19 protein-coding genes are annotated in these 18,825 nt (G+C 35.0%); 13 read left to right on the top strand and 6 right to left on the bottom strand.

Features of this window, described 5'->3' with window-relative positions; all coding sequences use genetic code 11:
• Positions 1-13 precede the first annotated feature (13 nt).
• Positions 14-607, top strand: a complete 594-nt coding sequence (gene coaE, locus SMGD1_RS06020) for a dephospho-CoA kinase (protein WP_008335780.1) — start codon at positions 14-16, stop codon at positions 605-607.
• Positions 604-1,347, top strand: a complete 744-nt coding sequence (dapF, locus tag SMGD1_RS06015; RefSeq protein WP_008340910.1) for a diaminopimelate epimerase — start codon at positions 604-606, stop codon at positions 1,345-1,347. The genes coaE and dapF overlap by 4 nt, the downstream gene beginning before the upstream one ends.
• Here dapF and prfA read toward each other — a convergent pair.
• Together prfA and rpsT are read right to left on the bottom strand one after the other, a co-directional pair.
• Complete coding sequence (prfA, locus tag SMGD1_RS06010) at positions 1,342-2,409, bottom strand: peptide chain release factor 1 (protein ID WP_008335690.1); 1,068 nt, start codon at positions 2,407-2,409, stop codon at positions 1,342-1,344. The genes dapF and prfA overlap by 6 nt on opposite strands.
• Positions 2,410-2,424: 15 nt before the next feature.
• Positions 2,425-2,685 carry a 30S ribosomal protein S20 gene (gene rpsT / locus SMGD1_RS06005; RefSeq protein WP_008336517.1) on the bottom strand — a complete coding sequence of 87 codons (261 nt, stop codon included), beginning with the start codon at positions 2,683-2,685 and terminating at the stop codon, positions 2,425-2,427.
• A 135-nt stretch (positions 2,686-2,820) separates the two neighbouring features.
• On the opposite strand from rpsT, the gene glmM reads away from it, so the two are divergent.
• From glmM to def, 8 genes are all read left to right on the top strand, one after another.
• On the top strand, positions 2,821-4,161 hold the full coding sequence (gene glmM, locus SMGD1_RS06000) for a phosphoglucosamine mutase (protein WP_008335569.1): 1,341 nt from the start codon (positions 2,821-2,823) through the stop codon (positions 4,159-4,161).
• Positions 4,154-4,609 (top strand): signal peptidase II, encoded by a 456-nt coding sequence (gene lspA, locus SMGD1_RS05995; RefSeq protein WP_008335301.1) that lies wholly within the window; start codon positions 4,154-4,156, stop codon positions 4,607-4,609. Before glmM ends, lspA begins: the two co-directional genes overlap by 8 nt.
• 40 nt (positions 4,610-4,649) lie before the next feature.
• Positions 4,650-5,138 carry a hypothetical protein gene (locus tag SMGD1_RS05990; protein ID WP_008340906.1) on the top strand — a complete coding sequence of 163 codons (489 nt, stop codon included), beginning with the start codon at positions 4,650-4,652 and terminating at the stop codon, positions 5,136-5,138.
• Complete coding sequence (locus SMGD1_RS05985; RefSeq protein WP_008335384.1) at positions 5,135-7,522, top strand: CHAT domain-containing protein; 2,388 nt, start codon at positions 5,135-5,137, stop codon at positions 7,520-7,522. Before SMGD1_RS05990 ends, SMGD1_RS05985 begins: the two co-directional genes overlap by 4 nt.
• A 99-nt stretch (positions 7,523-7,621) precedes the next feature.
• On the top strand, positions 7,622-8,923 hold the full coding sequence (gene tig, locus SMGD1_RS05980) for a trigger factor (RefSeq protein ID WP_008336776.1): 1,302 nt from the start codon (positions 7,622-7,624) through the stop codon (positions 8,921-8,923).
• 2 nt (positions 8,924-8,925) lie between these two features.
• Positions 8,926-9,516 carry an ATP-dependent Clp endopeptidase proteolytic subunit ClpP gene (gene clpP, locus SMGD1_RS05975; RefSeq protein ID WP_008335160.1) on the top strand — a complete coding sequence of 197 codons (591 nt, stop codon included), beginning with the start codon at positions 8,926-8,928 and terminating at the stop codon, positions 9,514-9,516.
• Between the two features lie 9 nt (positions 9,517-9,525).
• Positions 9,526-10,593: a GGDEF domain-containing protein gene (locus SMGD1_RS05970; protein ID WP_008335071.1), complete on the top strand. Its 1,068-nt coding sequence runs from the start codon at positions 9,526-9,528 to the stop codon at positions 10,591-10,593.
• A gap of 10 nt (positions 10,594-10,603) precedes the next feature.
• On the top strand, positions 10,604-11,128 hold the full coding sequence (def, locus tag SMGD1_RS05965; protein WP_008336157.1) for a peptide deformylase: 525 nt from the start codon (positions 10,604-10,606) through the stop codon (positions 11,126-11,128).
• 276 nt (positions 11,129-11,404) lie between these two features.
• On the opposite strand, the gene SMGD1_RS05960 is transcribed toward def, so the two are convergent.
• The 3 genes from SMGD1_RS05960 to SMGD1_RS05950 all read right to left on the bottom strand — a co-directional run bounded on the left by SMGD1_RS05960 (position 11,405) and on the right by SMGD1_RS05950 (position 13,008).
• Complete coding sequence (locus SMGD1_RS05960; RefSeq protein ID WP_008335564.1) at positions 11,405-12,163, bottom strand: alpha/beta fold hydrolase; 759 nt, start codon at positions 12,161-12,163, stop codon at positions 11,405-11,407.
• A 73-nt stretch (positions 12,164-12,236) separates the two neighbouring features.
• Complete coding sequence (locus tag SMGD1_RS05955) at positions 12,237-12,626, bottom strand: hypothetical protein (RefSeq protein WP_008336234.1); 390 nt, start codon at positions 12,624-12,626, stop codon at positions 12,237-12,239.
• A 100-nt stretch (positions 12,627-12,726) separates the two neighbouring features.
• Positions 12,727-13,008, bottom strand: a complete 282-nt coding sequence (locus SMGD1_RS05950) for a DUF3465 domain-containing protein (RefSeq protein ID WP_081444044.1) — start codon at positions 13,006-13,008, stop codon at positions 12,727-12,729.
• Between the two features lie 253 nt (positions 13,009-13,261).
• Here SMGD1_RS05950 and SMGD1_RS05945 point away from each other — a divergent pair, with 253 nt between their 5' ends.
• Genes SMGD1_RS05945 through SMGD1_RS05935 form a run of 3 tightly spaced genes read left to right on the top strand, consistent with a single transcriptional unit; the run spans position 13,262 to position 15,142 of the window.
• Complete coding sequence (locus tag SMGD1_RS05945) at positions 13,262-13,576, top strand: transposase (RefSeq protein WP_008340464.1); 315 nt, start codon at positions 13,262-13,264, stop codon at positions 13,574-13,576.
• Positions 13,534-14,451, top strand: a complete 918-nt coding sequence (locus SMGD1_RS05940) for an IS3 family transposase (RefSeq protein ID WP_139064117.1) — start codon at positions 13,534-13,536, stop codon at positions 14,449-14,451. The genes SMGD1_RS05945 and SMGD1_RS05940 overlap by 43 nt, the downstream gene beginning before the upstream one ends.
• Positions 14,452-14,479: 28 nt before the next feature.
• Positions 14,480-15,142 (top strand): ATP-binding protein, encoded by a 663-nt coding sequence (locus SMGD1_RS05935; RefSeq protein ID WP_241761447.1) that lies wholly within the window; start codon positions 14,480-14,482, stop codon positions 15,140-15,142.
• Between the two features lie 88 nt (positions 15,143-15,230).
• On the opposite strand, the gene metH is transcribed toward SMGD1_RS05935, so the two are convergent.
• Complete coding sequence (gene metH / locus SMGD1_RS05930) at positions 15,231-18,722, bottom strand: methionine synthase (RefSeq protein ID WP_008334954.1); 3,492 nt, start codon at positions 18,720-18,722, stop codon at positions 15,231-15,233.
• Between the last annotated feature and the right edge of the window lie 103 nt (positions 18,723-18,825).

The following is an 18,825-nucleotide window of genomic DNA, read 5'->3' as shown; positions in this document are numbered from 1 at the left end:
TATAAGGCATTTAATGGCATTTGAGTACGCTATCGCATTAACTGGCGGGATTGCTACAGGAAAAAGTACTGTGGCATCTCTGCTCGCCTTAAACGGCATGAGGGTTATAGATGCAGATAGCATCTCACATGAAATATTAGATGCTTCCATATCTTGGGTTAAAGAGACTTTTGGTGATAGTTATCTCAATGGTTCCAAAGTCGACCGTGCTAAGCTTGGAAGTTTGGTTTTTTCAAATGATGAGCAAAAAAAGATTTTAGAAGATTTCTTGCATCCAAAAATTAGGGATGAAATAGAAAAACGAAGCATCAAGCAAGATACATTTAAATTCCCATACCTTATAGATATCCCACTGTTTTTTGAAAAAGGTTCTTATGATATTAAAGAGAGTGTTGTAGTATATACTCCAGCAGAAATACAGCTAGAACGTTTCATGAAAAGAAATGGTTATTCGGAAGAAGAATCTTTAAAAAGGATTTCTTCTCAGATGCCAATAGATGATAAGAAAGATAGAGCTACTTGGGTTATAGACAATTCTAAAAACTTAAAACATCTTCAGCAAGAAGTTGAAGATTTTGTAGAAAATATAAAGGCTAAATACTTATGAGATGCTCAAAATATAGTGCAAATGGAAATGATTTTGTAGTCTTTCATTCAGATGTAAAAGAAGATAGAACTGAGTTGGCAAAAGAGTTATGTCACCGTCAAGACGGAGTCGGTGCTGACGGTTTAATAGTAATAGTTCCAAATAGTGATTATGATTTTGAATGGCAGTTTTACAACTCTGATGGTAGTCATGCAGATATGTGCGGAAACGGTTCTCGAGCTTGTGCTCACTATGCATATGTGAATAACTTGGCATCTAGTAGTATGAGTTTTTTAACAGGTGCAGGCATTATAAAAGCCGAGGTTGATGGTGATATGGTTTTAAGTGAACTTACTCCACCTAAGATATTGGAAAAAAATATAGAGATTAATGGTAAATCTTGGTGGTTAATAGATACTGGTGTTCCTCATTTGGTTCATCTCACTGAAAATATAGAAGAGTTTGATATAGCGGAAGCTAGAGAGTTAAGATACAAATATAATGCAAATGTTAATATTGTCTCTTTAGATGGTAAAAACTTAAAAGTCAGAACTTATGAACGTGGGGTTGAAGATGAAACTTTAGCCTGTGGAACTGGAATGGCTGCATGTTTTTATAGAGCTTACACAGAAGAAAAAGTAACTAATAATATTGAAGTTTACCCTAAAAGTGGTGATACTCTATATCTTGGAATGAATGATAAAACGATTACTTTTAGAGGAAGAGTTAAAAAGACTTTTGAAACCGACTGGGTTCTATAACCCAGCAGCCTCAACAATTTTTGCTTGATGATCAGTAATAAGCGGTTCAATAACTTCATCTAGAAGTCCACCATTCATAATCTCATTAAGTCTGTAAAGTGTAAGCGTGATTCTGTGATCACTCATACGATTTTGTGGATAATTGTAAGTACGAATTCTTCCACTTCTGTCTCCAGATCCAACTTGTGCTAAGCGAGCCTCACTATCTTTAGATTGAGCCTCTTGCATCTCTAAGTCATAAAGTCTAGCTTTGAGAACTTTCATTGCTTTTTCTTTATTTTTATGTTGAGATTTCTGATCTTGGTTGGTTACCACTAAACCTGTTGGCAAGTGAGTAATCCTAACAGCAGAGTCAGTAGTATTTACAGACTGACCTCCACAACCAGAAGAGCGCATAACATCGATTTTAAGATCATTTTCATTTATTACGACTTCAACATCATCAACCTCAGGCATAACAGCAACTGTAATAGCTGAAGTGTGTACACGCCCTTGTGATTCTGTTTCTGGAACTCTTTGAACACGGTGAATTCCACCTTCATATTTCAACCTGCTATAAACCTGGTCACCCTTAATAAGGGCAATAACTTCTTTAAATCCGCCAGCATCTGATGGAGAAGTACTTAAAAGTTCAACTTTCCAACCCTTAACTTCAGCATAGCGAGTATAAGCATCAAAAAGATCACCTACAAAGATAGCAGCTTCATCTCCACCAGCTCCAGCACGAAGCTCAACAATAATATTTCTATCATCATTTTGATCTTTTGGTAGAAGTAGAAGTTTGATACTTTCTTCTATAAGTGGAATCTGAGGCTCAAGCTCTTTAAGTTCTTCTTTCGCCATGTCAATCATTTCAGGATCACCCAACATCTCTTTAGTTTCAGCAATTTGCTTAATTATAGATTTGTATTCTTTTGCTTTTTCAACAATTGGTAAAAGTGAAGATTGTTCTTTTGAGAGAGCTGTCATCCTCTTGATGTCAGAAGTTATGTCAGGCGAACTTAGTAGTTCACTAAGTTCGTTATAACGGTTGATAAACGGATTAAGTTTATCTGAGAGCATTATTTTATGCTCTTATTATATAGCGTTTACAGATTTGTGTAGACGACTAACTTTTCTAGCTGCAGTTTCTTTTTTTAAGATACCTTTACTTACAAATTTGTGAATTTGTTTGTTAGCTACTTTAAGTGCCGCAGCTGCTTCTTCTTTATTTCCTGCTTCAACCGCAGAATTCACACCTTTTACGATGTTTTTAAGACGAGTTCTATAGAAACGATTACGCTCTGTACGAACGATAGTCTGGCGAATTCTCTTAATTGATGACTTGTGATTTGCCATGCATGAGTCCTTCTCATTAATTTTTTAGTGCGCAATTCTAGCTTAAAGATAATTAAAATTAAGTTAAAGACAAGGTAAATTGCAATAATTAAGCTATTTGCGCTAAAATATGAAACTTTAAAACTGGGAATTACTATGAAATTATTCGGAACAGATGGAGTAAGAGGTGAAGCTGGCTCTTTTTTAAGTGCTACTTTAGCGATGAGAATTGCAATGGCAGCAGGGATATACTTTAAAGCCCACTCAACGACAAACAGAATTTTAATTGGTAAAGACACTCGTAGAAGTGGATATATGATAGAGAATGCAATTGTTAGCGGTTTAACAGCAATTGGTTACGATGTTATTGAAATAGGGCCAATGCCTACCCCGGCTATCGCTTTTATTACAGAAAATATGAGATGTGATGCTGGTATTATGATTAGTGCATCTCACAATTCATATGAAGATAATGGAATTAAATTTTTTGATAGACATGGAGATAAACTATCTCATGAAGTCGAAGCAGAGATTGAAGCTATCTACGGTGATGATGAGAGAATACAAGAAGCTCAAGTTACTGCAAAAAATATTGGTAAAGCAAAAAGAATAGATGATGTAATAGGGCGATATATAGTTGCTCTTAAAAATTCTTTTCCAAGAGAACTCTCTTTAAGTGGTATGAGAATAGTTCTTGACGCTGCAAATGGAGCTGGTTATATAGTAGGACCAACTGTATTGGAAGAGCTTGGCGCTGATGTAGTTGTACTGCACAATAAACCTGATGGATTTAATATCAATGAAAACTGTGGAGCACTGCATACAAAAGATTTGTGTGAGAGTGTTGTCAAGTTTAGGGCTGATTTGGGAATAGCACTTGATGGAGATGCTGACAGACTTGTTGTGGTGGATGAGAATGGAGAGATTATAGATGGAGATCAGCTTTTAGGTGCACTTGGTTCTTACATGAACGATAGAGGTGTATTAAAAGGCGGCGGAATTGTTTCTACTGTAATGAGCAATAAAGCTCTAGAAGATTTTATGGGCTCTAAAGGACTGAAACTATTTCGCTCAGATGTAGGTGACAAAAATGTTTTAGAGATTATGAAAAAAGAGGGCATTAACTTTGGTGGCGAGCAGAGTGGGCATGTAATTGTAAATGATTTTGCAAAAACTGGCGATGGGCTTGTAAGTGCTCTTCAAACTCTTGCATTACTTATAAACACAAAGAGCAAAGCATCTGAAGCTCTCCGACCATTTAGTTTGTACCCTCAAAAGCTTGTAAATATTAACATTAAGACTAAAATGCCATTAAATAAGATTGATGGATTAGATGCAAAACTTAAAGAATTAGATGCAAAAAATATTCGCCACCTCATAAGATATTCTGGAACAGAAAATAAACTTCGGGTTCTGCTTGAGTGTAAAGATGCAAAAGAGATGAACTCAAATATGGATGACATGGTAGAATTTTTTCAAAAAGCTTTAAATGCCTAACACTACATTAAAACTTAGTGCCATACTTTTTTTTACATTGGCAGGGATTTTTATAATTGACCAAAATATAAAGATGCTCTTTGTAGATGGTTTTCGCTACTACACTGATTGTATCGATCTGATCTTGGTTTATAACAAAGGCGTGGCATTTTCTATGCTGGCTTTTTTAGATGAGTGGTTAAAGTACATTCAGTTAGTGCTTGTTATAGGCATTTTGGGCTACATTATAAATCTAAAGAAGATATGTTTCGCTTTTCCTGCAGGCTTGATGCTTGGCGGAGCTTTCTCAAATGTGTATGACAGATTTGTTCATGGTGGAGTAGTAGATATGGTTTACTGGCACTGTGGATTTGACTTTGCAGTGTTTAACTTCGCTGATGTGATGATAGATGTGGCGGTTGTATGGTTTTTGGTTTTGAATTTTAAGCCGAAGCTCTGCAAAAAGTAATATGCTATAATCTTTTAAAACTATAAAGGTGGAAAAGGTTATGAAATATTGGGTAGTTATATCAATTGGTGTATTGGCTCTTTTAGTGTCTGGCTGTACAATGAAAAGAGAAGCTAAGGTTGTTAATCCTCGTCATTATCAGGCACATTCACTTTTATATGAAGTAGAGTATGACACTGAATGCTCACTTCAAGTTGACATTGAAAAAAGAATATTTACTCTGCGTAAGGGGCAAAGACTACTCCCTAAAGATTTTTCTAATTTAAAAACTGATGGATCTGGTTTTAAATCAGGTACCACACTACAAAAAGATACAATAGGTTTACTTATGGGTATAGTAGAGCCTGCTGAGTGGTATTATATTTTAATAAGACCAGATGGTAGTTTTGCTTCAGAGTATCATCTAATGACCTCTTCTAGACCTCATGGTCTAGGGAATCATGTAGACTATCTCTCTGGTAATTATAAAGATGGAGAAGGATGTAAAATAATAGATTCTAAGCCATTATTTAAAGCTATTAGAAGATGAAAATATTAAAATCAATGATGCTTTTTTTGACTCTTTTTAGCAGTTTGATTTTTTTAACTGCTTGCCAAGGCACAAGAAAGCCAGCGTTTGCAAATTATACAGTGCCTGATAGACCTGATTATACTCCTAGCATTAGAAAAATGTCTATAGCTCCTCAGCATATTACAAAACTTTACAACGAAAGTAAATATTATGAAATAATCAACCATTATGAAAGTAATAAGAAGCCTACTAATCAAATTAATTTAACTGAACTTAGTAATCTTTGCCAGTCTTATTTAAAAGTAAAAAATTATAATAAAACATTTTCCTGTGTCGATAAGATGCAAACAAAATATGATAGTGGTGATACAACTATTGTAGTTATGGATGGCGCTTTTCTGATTTCATATATACGTTCACAAGCATACCTAGAGTTGTCATCATTTGATAAAGCAATATTAGAGCTTAAGAGAGCGAGAAATGAGTTTAAACTACCAGCAGCTTCTAATTTCTTAAAAGATAATCCAGCAGATGCCCCTTTAGTAATTGCTTATGCACATAATAATCAAGAGGCTAAAGCAAGAGAGCTTCTAGAAGTAGTCATGAAAAATCAGGCATCTGATAAAGCAGCAATGAAAAAAAGAGGCATGGGCAGTCGCATGCTTATGTCCAATTACATATGGATGCAATCATCAATGTATATGGCATTAAAAGATTACGATAAAGTCTATAATTTAATCACTAAAGAATATCCATCGCATGATTTTTCACCGGTAATTCTTGGTAAAATAAATCAAGATGTTTTTATCCTACCTACACATTTTATGTTTGCAAAAGCATTATTTGAATTAGGCAAAATAAAAGAAGCAAAAAAAGAATATTTGAGATTACTAGAAAAACCAAAAATAAAAGCAAGTGGTGAAATGCATACAATTTGCTTGTATGATTTAGGGCAAATAGCATATAGAGATTCAGAGAGTAGTAAAGCTGTAGAGTATTTTAAAAAAGCCATTGATATTATTGAAGAGCAACGCTCATCAATTCATTCTGAAGCAAATAAGATAGGATTTGTCGGAGATAAGCAAGCAGTATATAAAGATATTATTAAAACTTTATTTGAAAGTGGAGAGTATTCTCTTGCATTCGAGTATGTAGAACGTTCAAAATCAAGAGCCCTAGTAGATATGCTAGCTTCGAAGCAAAACTTTTCATCAAATATAGTAGATACAAAAGAAACTCAAAAACTCTTAGGTGAATTAGAAAAAGCGGATACTAAGTTATTGGCAATGAATACATCAGCATCTGAAGCTTATGCAAGTAAACAAAGATCACTTAAACTCATTAAAAACGAGATACAGACAGAAGATAAAGAGTTTGCTTCTTTAGTTACAGTCAATGCCATTAATGTAAAAGATACTCAGAAGATACTTCAAAATGGAGAAGTTATAGTTGAGTATTATTATCATGGAGATACTTTTTATGCTTTTGTAGTCAATCAAGATAAAATAAAAGGTTTCAAGCTTAATATAGATGCTATAGATGATGAAATAAAAAGTTTTAGAATAGCACTGCAATCAACAGATGTTGATGACTATAAGCTTTTGTCAAAGAGTCTTTATAATCGTTTAGTAAAACCATTAGAGAAAATGCTAGTTACAAAAAACATAGTAATTATTCCACATGGTAGATTGCATTATCTTCCCTTTAGTGCATTATCCTCAGGTAAGTCTTTTTTGATAGATGATTACGGGATTAGAATTTTACCAAGTGCCACCGTAATGAAATTTATTAAACCATCTCAGAAAACTAAATCTGTAAAGTTGTTGGCTTTTGGTAATCCTGATTTGAGAAATAGTGAATATGATTTGCCGGGAGCTCAAAAAGAAGTGCAAGCAATATCGGGTATTGTTCCTAACACAAAAGCATTGGTAAGGGAACAAGCTACAGAAACTATGTTTAAGAAATTATCAGGAAATTTTAACCAATTTCATTTTGCTCTACACGGTACGTTTGATACAAAAACGCCGCTGAAGTCCGGTCTTATGATGGCAAAAGATGATAAAAATGATGGTTATTTGAGTGCCAGTGAGCTGTATGACTTAAAGCTAGATGCTAACCTTATTACTCTTAGTGCTTGTGAAACAGGACTTGGAAAAGTAAGTAATGGAGATGATGTAGTTGGATTAACAAGGGGCTTTTTATATGCAGGTGCAAAGTCTATTGTCTCAAGTTTATGGAAAGTTGATGATTCTGGAACCCTATATCTAATGGAAGAATTTTATAAAAATATGAAACAACAAAATAGTAGAGATGCTTTACGACAAGCTCAGCTTACTACTAAAATGAAATATAAGCATCCTTACTATTGGGCAGCATTTCAACTGACGGGCAGTGCCTTTTAGTTTAGAAATACTATTAAAGATACTTAAAAGCAGATTTTAGATATTATTACCAAAAATAATAGTCAAAAATACAACTATAGATATAAGAAAAGGAAATTGATGGAAATCAAATCAAATAAAATAGACGGTGCTAACGCTACTATAGAGGCGACAATATTAAGAGAAGTTATTGATGTTAACTTAGAAAAGATTGCTAAAGAATTAGCAAAAACTGCTAGTATTCAAGGTTTTCGTAAAGGTAAAGTGCCTGTAGCTATTGTTAAGAAACAATATGGTGAAAGACTTGTTCAAGATGCTGAAGCTGAAGCTCTTCGTGATGTTTTAGCTCGTGGGTTAGAAGAATTAAATATTTCTAATGACGCACTTATTGGTGAACCAAATATTTCTAAATTTGACAAGAGTGATGACAAAATTGAAGTAGTAGTTAAAGTTGCTATGAGACCTGTTATAGAGCTTGGTGATTATTCTTCAATGATTAAAGAGTTTGATAAGCCAGCTGTAAGTGATGAAGCTGTTGAAAAAAGAATCAAAGACTTAGCAGAAGCTCAAGCTCCATTAATAGAAGTTGCAAGAAACCGTAAAATGAAAGATGGCGATACTGCTGTTATTGATTTTGAAGGTTCTGTTGATGGTAAAGTATTTGAAGGCGGTACTGCTGAGAATTTCGAGCTTCGTTTAGGTTCAGGTCAGTTTATCCCAGGGTTTGAAGACCAACTAATCGGCGTAAAAAGAGATGAAGCAGTTGTAATCGAAGTAACTTTTCCTGAAAACTATGGTGGTAAAGAATTAGCTGGTAAAGCTGCTTCATTTAAAGTAAAAGTTAATGGTATCAAAGTTAAAGATGAAGTGGCAATCGATGATGAGTTAGCTAAGAAAATGCTTCCAGGTGATGAAAATGCAACTTTAGCAGAACTACAAAAGCAAGTTAGAATTCAAATTGAGAATGAAGAGTTGGCAAAACTTTATAATGATGACTTAAAACCAGCTCTTCTTGAGAATTTTGTTGAAAATATTAAATTTGACCTTCCAGAGTTTGTTGTAGATCAAGAGATTGATATGGCATTAAACAGAAAAGCTCAAAGCATGAGTGAAGAAGAGATTCAAGAACTTCGTGATAGTGAAGAGAAATTAAACGAGCTTCGTGATACTTTCCGTGAAGATGCACAGAGAAGTGTAAGAGCTACATTTATTATTGATGCACTAGCTAATGCTGAAAATGTTAAAGTTGAAGAACAAGAAGTAATGCAGACTATCTACTATGAAGCAATGCAAATGGGTCAAGACCCTCAAAAAGCTTATGAGCAGTATAAAAATGCTGGTTATATTCCAGCAGTACAGATGTCAATGGTTGAAGATAAAGTTCTTAGCCAACTTCTTAACTCAAAGATAAAAGAAGCGTAAGTATGAGTTATATTCCTTATGTAGTAGAAAAGACAGGTCGTGGAGAACGTTCTTATGATATCTACTCTCGTCTTTTAAAAGATAGAATTATTATGCTAAGCGGAGAAGTTAACGATGCCGTAGCTTCTTCTATAGTTGCACAGATGCTATTTCTTGAAGCAGAAGATCCAGAGAAAGATATCTATTTCTACATAAACTCTCCTGGTGGAGTTGTTACTGCAGGAATGGCTATTTTTGATACTATGAACTATATACGTCCACATATAACTACTATATGTATAGGACAAGCCGCATCTATGGGTGCATTTTTACTTTCATCTGGTGAGAAAGGTAAGAGATATGCTCTTCCTCACGCTCGTATCATGATCCATCAACCTCTTGGTGGTGCTCAAGGTCAGGCAACAGACATAGCTATTCAAGCTAAAGAGATTCTTCGTATGAAAGCTGAGCTAAACGAAATATTGGCTAAGAACACAGGTCAAAGTGTTAAAAAAGTAGAAAAAGATACCGATCGTGACAACTTTATGAGTGCTTCAGAAGCTCAAGAGTATGGTATGATTGATGAGGTTTTAGTTAAAAACGATAAAGAGTAAGGGGATAATATGGCAGGATCTTTAAGAAGTAGAAATCGTCGTGATGTTAATGCAACAAATGAACCAATTGTTGCCGCTTTAGATATGGATGAGCCTACTAGTGACTTAGAAATATATTCTAAAGAGGTACTTAGTGCTCTTATCTCAGATAACTTGCCACCTACTCCAAATAATTTTTCACTCTATTTTGATAGACTTCTAGAAGACAAGAGTGAAAATCTTCGTAAACAGATTCAGTCTATGCTTGAACTCGAAGAGAGCAATGATGATGAAAACACTATCATGCTTGAGCAGAGTTTGAAAAAAGGGTTTGGATCTGTAAAAAGCATCTTGAGCGTTACTGCCAACCTTTACAAAAACATGGCACTAATGACAAAAATTCTTGATAAAAGAAAAAAAGAACTTCAAGCAAACACTGAGATTCAAGCTGCTGCCAGTATAGCCGCATCTTTAGAAGGTGATGTCTCGAAGTTAAATAGTATCTTGAAAAAACAGAGTTTACAAATGAAAACTCTTTACGATGAAACAGCAAAGATAGTAAAAAATGTAGAGAATGAAACTATTTTTGATAATAAATTTGGCGTTTATAACAAACGTTATTTAATGACAAAAATAGAGCAAGAAGTAGAGCTTATTACTGAGTTTAAACACAAAAGTTCACTTATCATGATAGAACTATCACGTGAGTTAAAAGACAGTGTTAGCAACGAAAAAGCAATTACTTTAATGACCAGAACTATAGCAAGACTTTTACTGAAAACTTCAAGAAGAAGTGATACGGTAGCTCACTATGGTAATGGCGTTTTTGCAATGCTTCTAAAACATACAGATATACCGAGTGCACTAAAAGCTAGTGAAAGACTTTGTGAATTGGTTTCAAACTCTAACTTTTTCTTGGCAGATCGTGAGATACAGCTAAAAATTTCTATCGGTATTACTGATATTGCTACTCTTTACACAGTTGAAGAGATAGTGGTAAGTGCTATGGATGGAATTGAAAAAGCATATAGTGATAAAAAAATAGATTTTGCAGTTTCATTGAGACAGAGATCAGCACAAAATACAGAAAAAGAGTAACAGCAGATAGATGAATTTAAGTATAGTAGAATATCCAGATAAGATATTAAAGCAGATATCTGAAAAAGTTGAGAAATTTGACAAAGAGTTGCATGATCTTCTAGATGCAATGTATCCTATTATGGTTAAAACAAATGGTATTGGCCTAGCAGCTATTCAAGTTGCTCGCCCTAAACAAGTCTTGATATTAAACATTCCAGAAGAAGATGGTGAACAGCCAATAGAAAACCTTATTGAGATGGTAAACCCTATTATTGTAAAAAAAGACGGGGAGATTGTTTATCAAGAGGGTTGCTTGAGTGTTCCTAGTTTTTATGAAGATATAATAAGATTTGAAAATATCACTGTAAATTATCAAGACAGAGATGCAAATACAAAGACTCTTGAAGCAAACGGCTTACTTAGTGTAGCTATTCAGCATGAAATAGATCATTTAAAAGGCATACTTTTTATAGATAAACTCTCATACGCTAGAAGAAAAAAGTTTGAAAAAGAGTATAAAAGAATGCAAAAAGAGAAGAAAAGCTCTAAATAGATTCTATTAGTATTTAATGTAGAATTTGTTTTCTGTGGATAGTTTTAGTTGGCTGTCCGTTTTTTGATTGAAAGCTTGTGGACCAATATATCAAACTGCCTGAGCCGTTGATTGGATCTATTTTATAATTGATGATTGTTCCTGCTAAATCCAACTTTGACTCGTTGGTATGAATGCCTACAGAAGCATCAATTACCATGTTTGTACTCATCACACTAGACTCGTTTGCAGTAAGCCCCGTTTGATTGGAAACTATTTTTACATTTTCTAAAGATGCTACAGTGTTATTGAGTTCAATACTGCGAGCACTGACATTTTTAAGCTCAACATTGCTGCAATTGTTGCGACTTCTTTTGGTGTTTTAATACGAGGAGTGTGACCGCCGTTAGACAGTACGATAAGCTTTGAGTTTTTTAAATGAAAATTGAGCATCTTTGCAGTCCTTAGAGGGGCAACATGATCATCCTCACCCCAGATAAGCAGTGTTTTGGTTTGAATATTTTTCAAGTCATCAGTAAAATCAGTTTCTATTAGATTTATTGCAATCTGTGCGTCCATATTATCTTGGAAAAGAGTTTTAATAGTTTTGATAGATGAAAATGTATCAAACATTTCTACCCATATATCTGTGAACGTGTTTAATGTGTTGACGGCGGAAGTTTTCGCTTGGTGATTATTATCAGGGCTTTTCTTTTGAGCTATTTTAGTCAGAAACTTTGTGTAGGCAGTTTTTTGCAGGATACCTGCGGCATCAATTAAAATTGCTTTGTCTACCACGTTTGGATTATAGCTTATGAAGCGTAGACCAATAGCCGCTCCCATTGAATGACCAACAAAAATGACTTTCGATTTTGCATATATAGAAACAATCCTCATAATAAGTCCAGAATAGGATTCAGGAGATGCTGGCACATCAAACAGGACTAGAGACTCTCCAAATCCAGGTAAATCAAAAGTGACGATGTGGTAATGTTTTGCAAACTCATCACTAATCGCATCCCAACTTTTAGAACCATTAGACCCAAGTCCATGCACAAGATTCTCATAGTTTTAACCTAATCCTTTGTGTTCATATATTGGCTACAAAGTTTTATTATATCTTTTTATTTTATATCTCAAAATGTGCAAATGCACCTTCTACGCTCAGTACATTTTTATAGCTGGTATTTGTAATTCTTACATTTTTTGTAGTTAAATCACACACTGCGATGCGAAAGTTTTGACCCATATGTGGCTCAACAATGCATATAATCTTATCCTCGATTTGTCTTGTTGCATGTATGATCCCTTTTAGAGTGTGAAAAAAGTACTTTGGGTAACTAAGTGGTGTAATCTCAATAACATCTGCAGTTCTTTTTTTGTCAAGACTTTGTGCAATAATATTAGCATCTTCAAAGCTGTCAAACTGGACACACCAGTCATCAAACTCCTTATTAAAGCGTTTTAGATCTTCATCTAAAAAACCACCCGCCGGTGATTGTAGGGCAAATATACTCACTTGTTAAACCTCATATGTATGTTTATGATTATATTTTACCATTTTTATTTGAACGTATAAGAAGTATGATAAAACGGAGTGTTAGATAATTTATTATATGTTATTCGTACTTTTTACCATTATATTCTAGCCAACCACCTACATGACGATTATTTGGATCATGATGTGTCCAATGCACAACTCCACCTTTGGCATTACTTTCATATTCGCCACAAAACTTTATGAAACCACCTTTTTCTATTAAATTTATTCTTGGCGCTAAATCAATATTGTGAGCAACTAATAAAGTTTGTCCAGATGATAGTTTTAGTATAAATCTTTGATGACGGCTACCTTGATTGTCATCACTAAGTAATTTAATGACCGTTCCAGAATTGCACATTTGTGTGCCAGCATATATTTCCAGACTTATAAGTAGTATAAAAAGTATTCTTTTCAAGTTAAACTCCAATCTTATTCTTCATATAACGGGGGCGCGGGTGAGTAACTGCCGTTGAAAAACCTTTAGGTTTTGCAATGGTTGCTTGCTCCTCCCGCTTGTTATCTGGCGCTGTGCGACAGATGACCAGTGGGTGTTGATGTGGCTACACTTATTCATACTTAGAAATTAAATAAGTCTAAGCTAAAATAAAAGTATGAAGAGAGTAGAAAATATGAAAAATAGTCAGTATACAAGAGAGTTTAGAGATTCAACAATACAGTTGGTGTTAAACAGTGGCGACTCAGTTCTAAAAATTGCTAAAGATTTAAATGTAAATCCTAAGACAATTTATAACTGGATGAATGAATACAAAAAGACAAACCAAGATACAACTAAACCGATAGCTCAATCTCCTAAAGAGACTTTAGAACAAGAGAATAAAAGATTAAGAAGAGAAACCAAACTCCTTAGACAAGAGCGTGATATATTAAAAAAGGCAGCAGTATACTTTGCAAAAGAAGTTCAGTAAAGTATGCGTGGATAAAAGATAATAAAACGAGCTTCAATATAAATATAATGTGTAAAATTTTAAAAGTGAATCTATCAAGCTATTATCATTGGGTTAGAACTGGCTGTGTAGTTAAAAAAGTGGATAAAAAACTTAATGAACTGATAGAAACTACTTTTATGCAGAGTAGATGTAAATACGGCACAAGACGGTTAAAGGATAAGTTAGAACGATTATATGGGCTTGTTATCTCAAGAAAAAGAATTGGTAATATTATGAAAGATTTAAATCTTATCGCCAATAAAAAGAAAAAGTTTAAAATTAGTACAACTGATTCAAATCATAACTTACCCATTGCACCTAATCTTTTAAATAGAGATTTTTATGCATCTGCCCCTGATAAAAAATATGTTGGAGATATAACATATATACCAACAAGCCAAGGATGGCTTTATCTTGCAACTGTTATAGATTTATACTCAAGAAAAATTGTTGGCTGGTCAATGGATGATAATATGAAAGTTAATTTAGTTAATGATGCTCTCATTATGGCTTTAAAGAGTAGGAAGCCACCAAAAGGCTTGATATGGCATACCGATAGAGGAAGTCAATATGCTTCATACTCTCACAAAGATTTATTAACAGAAAATGATATTATTCAAAGTATGAGTAGAAAAGGTAATTGTTGGGATAATGCGGTTGCAGAAAGCTTTTTTCACACATTAAAAACTGAACTAACACATCATGAAATTTATGAGACTAAGGCTGCTGCTAATCAATCTATATTTGAATATATAGAAGTCTATTATAATCGGCAAAGAATGCATAGCTCAAATAATAATTATTCTCCAGTTGAGTTTGAAGAGCTAATGCTACAAAATGAAATAGCTGCTTAGAATTTTATATTCTTTGTATGATATAGGGTTGACACATCAGTTTGGAGGTGGTTCTCATAAAGCGATGATAGGTGAAGTAGGCTTAGCGCATAATGGCATCTTGTTTTTCGATGAACTTCCTCACTTTTCAAAAAATATACTTGAAGCACTTAGAGAACCGATGCAGGATAATCGCATAAGAATCTCTAGAGTAAACTCTAAAGTAGAGTATCCGAGTGATTTTCTCTTCATTGGAGCTATGAACCCTTGTCCATGCGGAAATCTTCTAAATGAGCATCTGGAGTGTAGATGCAACGAGCTTGAGATTCAAAGATATAAAAACAGACTTTCAGATCCGTTCTTAGATAGAATAGATATGAATGTAGTGATGCAAAATGTAAAAGCAGATGACAAAGCTAGTTTCACGTCAAAAGAGTTACACAGAAAAGTGGTTGAGTCGCATATATTTGCTAAAAAGAGAGGACAAGATAGTTTTAATGCAAAACTAAGTGATTCTGATATTGAAAAGTTTTGTATTCTGGACGACGAAGCGCAGAGTGCTTTGGATATGGCAATAGCTAGGTTTACTCTTTCATTTAGAAGTATAAAAAAAATTCAAAAAGTAGGGAGGACTATTGCTGACTTAGATTCTAGTGAAGTCATAAAAAAGAATCACCTGCTTGAGGCACTGAGTTATAGAAGACGCAGCTAAATTTCACACTATATTCACACTATTAAAAAGTAAACTTCAATCTTAAAAAAGAGACTCAAGCTTGAGACACTTGATTCTCTTTTTTTATTTATACGTTGTAATAAGTCGCATTTGGATGATAAACAACCAATGCACTTGTTGATTGTTCCGGATGAATCTGGAAAGTCTCACTAAGTTCAATCCCAAACTCTTCAGGTTTTAAAAGATCAAATAGAGGACGGTTAAGTTCTAAGTCTGGACAAGCCGCATAACCAAACGAGTATCTGCTTCCTTGATACTTATTCATCTGAACATCACTTAGTTTACTTCCTTCCCCTTCTGAAATATTAAGATCAAGTCTTATCTGTTTATGAACTATCTCCGCTAACGCTTCAGCTAACTCAACTCCAAGCCCATGAAACTGATAATACTCAGTATAGTTGCCCTCATCGTAGATAAGGCGTTCTGCATCACTCAGTTTACCACCAGCACTAACACATGTTAGTGCTATAACATCATGTCTATCGTGATGGAAAAAATCACTCAATGCACGGTGAGGTGCTTTTGATTGTCTTGGAAAAGTAAACTGTTTGATAGCTCTTGGCATAACATGTTCTAGATGCTCAGTGTTAACTTCGTCGCTAGAGTTATAACCTTCACTCTCATCAAAGATAAGAAGAGTGTTGTCATCACTTCTACATGGCCAGTAACCATAAATGATAGTAGGCTCAAAAAGTTTCTCATCTAAAAACTGAGCTTTTAGTTTTTCATACGCAGGCATGATGACTTCATCGACTTGTTTTTGGTACTGCTCTTTTGTCATTCCCTTAGAGCTATAACCCCAACGAGATTTGAAAAGTATCTTATGGTTGATCCATTCAAATGCCATCTCAATCTGTGTAGTTGTTAGTTTCATCTCACGTCTTCCCCAAAATGGAGGAGTCGGAACTTTCACATCACGAGGAGGCATCTTAAGTTCTTTAAACGGTGGAATGATAATTTCTTTTTTCTCTTTAACAACTTTTTCTTCTGCATCTTTACCATGAAGGTCAGTGTCAAGATTACCTGCTTCGATGCGACTCATGGCGGTAACACCGTCAAAGGCATCTTTACAGTAGAAAATAGGACCGTCATAAAAAGGACGACAGAAGTCATCTATGAAAGTACGAGTAAGAGCGGCTCCTCCAAGTAAAACAGGAATATCAATACCTTCAGCTTTTAAAGCCTTTAGGTTTTCTTGCATTACCTGAGTTGATTTAACTAAAAGACCACTCATGCCAAATGCAGAGATATGACCATCTTTTGTAGCTTGTACGAAATCTTCCAGTTCAACTTTAATACCGAGATTTTGAACTTTAAAACCATTGTTTGAGAGTATGATGTCAACAAGGTTTTTGCCAACATCGTGAACATCACCTTTTACAGTTCCTAGTGCAAGAGTCGTATCTACAGTTTTCTCTACTTTTGGTAAGTATGGATTTAAGTGATCAACAGTCTTTTTCATAGTCTCAGCACTTTGAAGAACAAACGGCAGTTGCATCTGACCTGAACCAAAAAGCTCACCGACAACTTTCATGGCATCTATAAGAATCTCATTTACAATTTTCTCAGGTGCTATTGTTTTACGAGCCTCTTCAACTAAAGGAATCATTCTCTCTTTATCGCCATCCATAAGAAGCTTTGCAATCTTCTCTTCATCGCTCATTGCTAGATAAGCTGCATCTTCTACATCATTATCTATCGCTTCTTTAGTGCTAAAGTGCTCTATGAAGTTAAAAAGAGCCTCTCCGTTTGGTTTACGGTTGAAAATCAAATCATCACATATTTCTTGATCTTCTTTACTTATTTTATTTATAGGGATAATGTGTTTTACATTGATAATAACAGATGTTAGTCCAGCTTCGATACAGTGATGTAAAAACATAGAGTTTAGATATGGTCTGGCATCTTTGTCCAGTCCAAAAGAGATATTTGACAATCCTAAAGTAGCACTAACTTCTGGGTGTTTTTTACGAAGTGCACGTATGGCTTCTATGGTATTTATACCCGCATCCCAGTACTCTGCATCGCCACTTCCGAGAGTAAATGTTAAAACATCAAAAATCAGATCTTCTTTTTTAATACCATGACGGTTAGTTGCTAAGTCAATAATTCTATCAGCAACAGCCAATTTATTTTCAACTGTTTTTGCCATACCGACTTCATCTATCGTAAGACATACTAAACTTGTTCCAAATTTTTTGGCCAATCTACATACTTCATCAAATTTTGGTTCACCATCTTCAAGGTTTACCGAGTTTAGTATAGGTTTTCCGCCTATATTTTTAAGTGCAGTCTCAAGACCAGTAGTTTGAGTCGAGTCTGGCATAAGTGGAAGTGCTATTTTTTGGTTGTACATTCCCATGACGGCATTCATGTCTTTTGTCTCATCACGTCCTGCAAAACCTACATTTACGTCTATTACGTGAGCACCGGCACGAACTTGCTGTTGAGCTACAGAGAGAGTCCCTTCATAGTCCTCCGCTAAGAGAAGTTCTCTAAAGGCTTTTGAACCAGTTGCGTTTGAGCGCTCACCCATAAGAAGAGGAGCTGGTTCTTGCATAAGAGTTGTTGTGTTAAAAAGAGAAGCTATAGAGTTCTCATGTGAGCCGCTTGGTGCCTTAGGTCTGATAGAGTTTACCTTGTCAACCAAAGCACGAATATGTTGAGGTGTAGTTCCGCAGCATCCGCCTAAGAAAGAGACACCATCAAAAGCTAAAAACTTTTCTTGTTGCTCTGTGAACTCATCAGGTCCCATTGGATAGTAAGTGTAACCTCCACGATTTTGCGGAAGACCTGCATTTGCATGAACACTTATTGGTTTATGCCAAACTTCACTCAGAGTCTTTACATGTTTTAAAACTTGTTCAGGTCCTGTTCCGCAGTTAAACCCTAGAGATAAGATATCAAAAGGTTCTAGAATAGTTGCGATAGTAGCGGCATCTGTACCTATAAGCATAGTACCGCTAAGCTCGATAGTAACAGAGACCATCATTGGAATCTCTACTTCTCTCTGACGACAAGCTTCTTGACATGCGTGAAGAGCGGCTTTTATCTGAAGAGGATCTTGACAAGTCTCTAGCAAAAATATATCCACTCCGCCATCTATAAGAGCTAAACAAAATTCGGTATAACCTTCATGCATCTCATCATAAGTGATGTGACCAAGTGATGGAAGTTTTGTACCTGGTCCGACAGAACCAAGACAGAAGCGTGGATGCTCTGGCGTCGAGAACTTTTCGCACTCCTGCTTTACAAGCTCTGCACCAGCTTTTGTAAGCTCATAAGCACGGTCACCAATTTGGTACTCATCTAAAACCCATGAGAATGAGCCAAATGTATTGGTCGTGATAAGGTCAGCCCCAGCAGTTAGGTAGGCATGAAAAATTTCACTAAGAACTTCGGGAGCCGTAACGTTTAAAAGTTCATTACAACCTTCATTGCCTTCCCAAGCCTCTTTCGAGATCTTGTCATCACGTTGCTGCAGCTGTGTTCCCATAGCTCCATCAATAATGAGTGGACGTTTTTTAATTGTATCTAGTATGTATTGTTTTGTTGTCATGATGATAAAAATCTTTTGATATTAGAATATTGAGATATATTTTAGCAAAGTTGAACATAAAAAAGGCTTTTTGTATATTTATGAAACATAAGACTAAGCCAGG

It is taken from the genome of Sulfurimonas gotlandica GD1, from assembly GCF_000242915.1.
GTDB lineage: Bacteria > Campylobacterota > Campylobacteria > Campylobacterales > Sulfurimonadaceae > Sulfurimonas > Sulfurimonas gotlandica.
Note: the sequence above shows the minus strand (reverse complement) of the source record. Positions and strands in the feature narration are given on the sequence as shown.

Coding starts and splice junctions, on each gene's coding strand:
- coaE (WP_008335780.1), top strand. CDS start 14: ATGGCATTTGAGTACGCTATCGCATTAACTGGCGGGATTGCTACAGGA.
- dapF (WP_008340910.1), top strand. CDS start 604: ATGAGATGCTCAAAATATAGTGCAAATGGAAATGATTTTGTAGTCTTT.
- prfA (WP_008335690.1), bottom strand. CDS start 2,409: ATGCTCTCAGATAAACTTAATCCGTTTATCAACCGTTATAACGAACTT.
- rpsT (WP_008336517.1), bottom strand. CDS start 2,685: ATGGCAAATCACAAGTCATCAATTAAGAGAATTCGCCAGACTATCGTT.
- glmM (WP_008335569.1), top strand. CDS start 2,821: ATGAAATTATTCGGAACAGATGGAGTAAGAGGTGAAGCTGGCTCTTTT.
- lspA (WP_008335301.1), top strand. CDS start 4,154: ATGCCTAACACTACATTAAAACTTAGTGCCATACTTTTTTTTACATTG.
- SMGD1_RS05990 (WP_008340906.1), top strand. CDS start 4,650: ATGAAATATTGGGTAGTTATATCAATTGGTGTATTGGCTCTTTTAGTG.
- SMGD1_RS05985 (WP_008335384.1), top strand. CDS start 5,135: ATGAAAATATTAAAATCAATGATGCTTTTTTTGACTCTTTTTAGCAGT.
- tig (WP_008336776.1), top strand. CDS start 7,622: ATGGAAATCAAATCAAATAAAATAGACGGTGCTAACGCTACTATAGAG.
- clpP (WP_008335160.1), top strand. CDS start 8,926: ATGAGTTATATTCCTTATGTAGTAGAAAAGACAGGTCGTGGAGAACGT.
- SMGD1_RS05970 (WP_008335071.1), top strand. CDS start 9,526: ATGGCAGGATCTTTAAGAAGTAGAAATCGTCGTGATGTTAATGCAACA.
- def (WP_008336157.1), top strand. CDS start 10,604: ATGAATTTAAGTATAGTAGAATATCCAGATAAGATATTAAAGCAGATA.
- SMGD1_RS05950 (WP_081444044.1), bottom strand. CDS start 13,008: ATGTGCAATTCTGGAACGGTCATTAAATTACTTAGTGATGACAATCAA.
- SMGD1_RS05945 (WP_008340464.1), top strand. CDS start 13,262: ATGAAGAGAGTAGAAAATATGAAAAATAGTCAGTATACAAGAGAGTTT.
- metH (WP_008334954.1), bottom strand. CDS start 18,722: ATGACAACAAAACAATACATACTAGATACAATTAAAAAACGTCCACTC.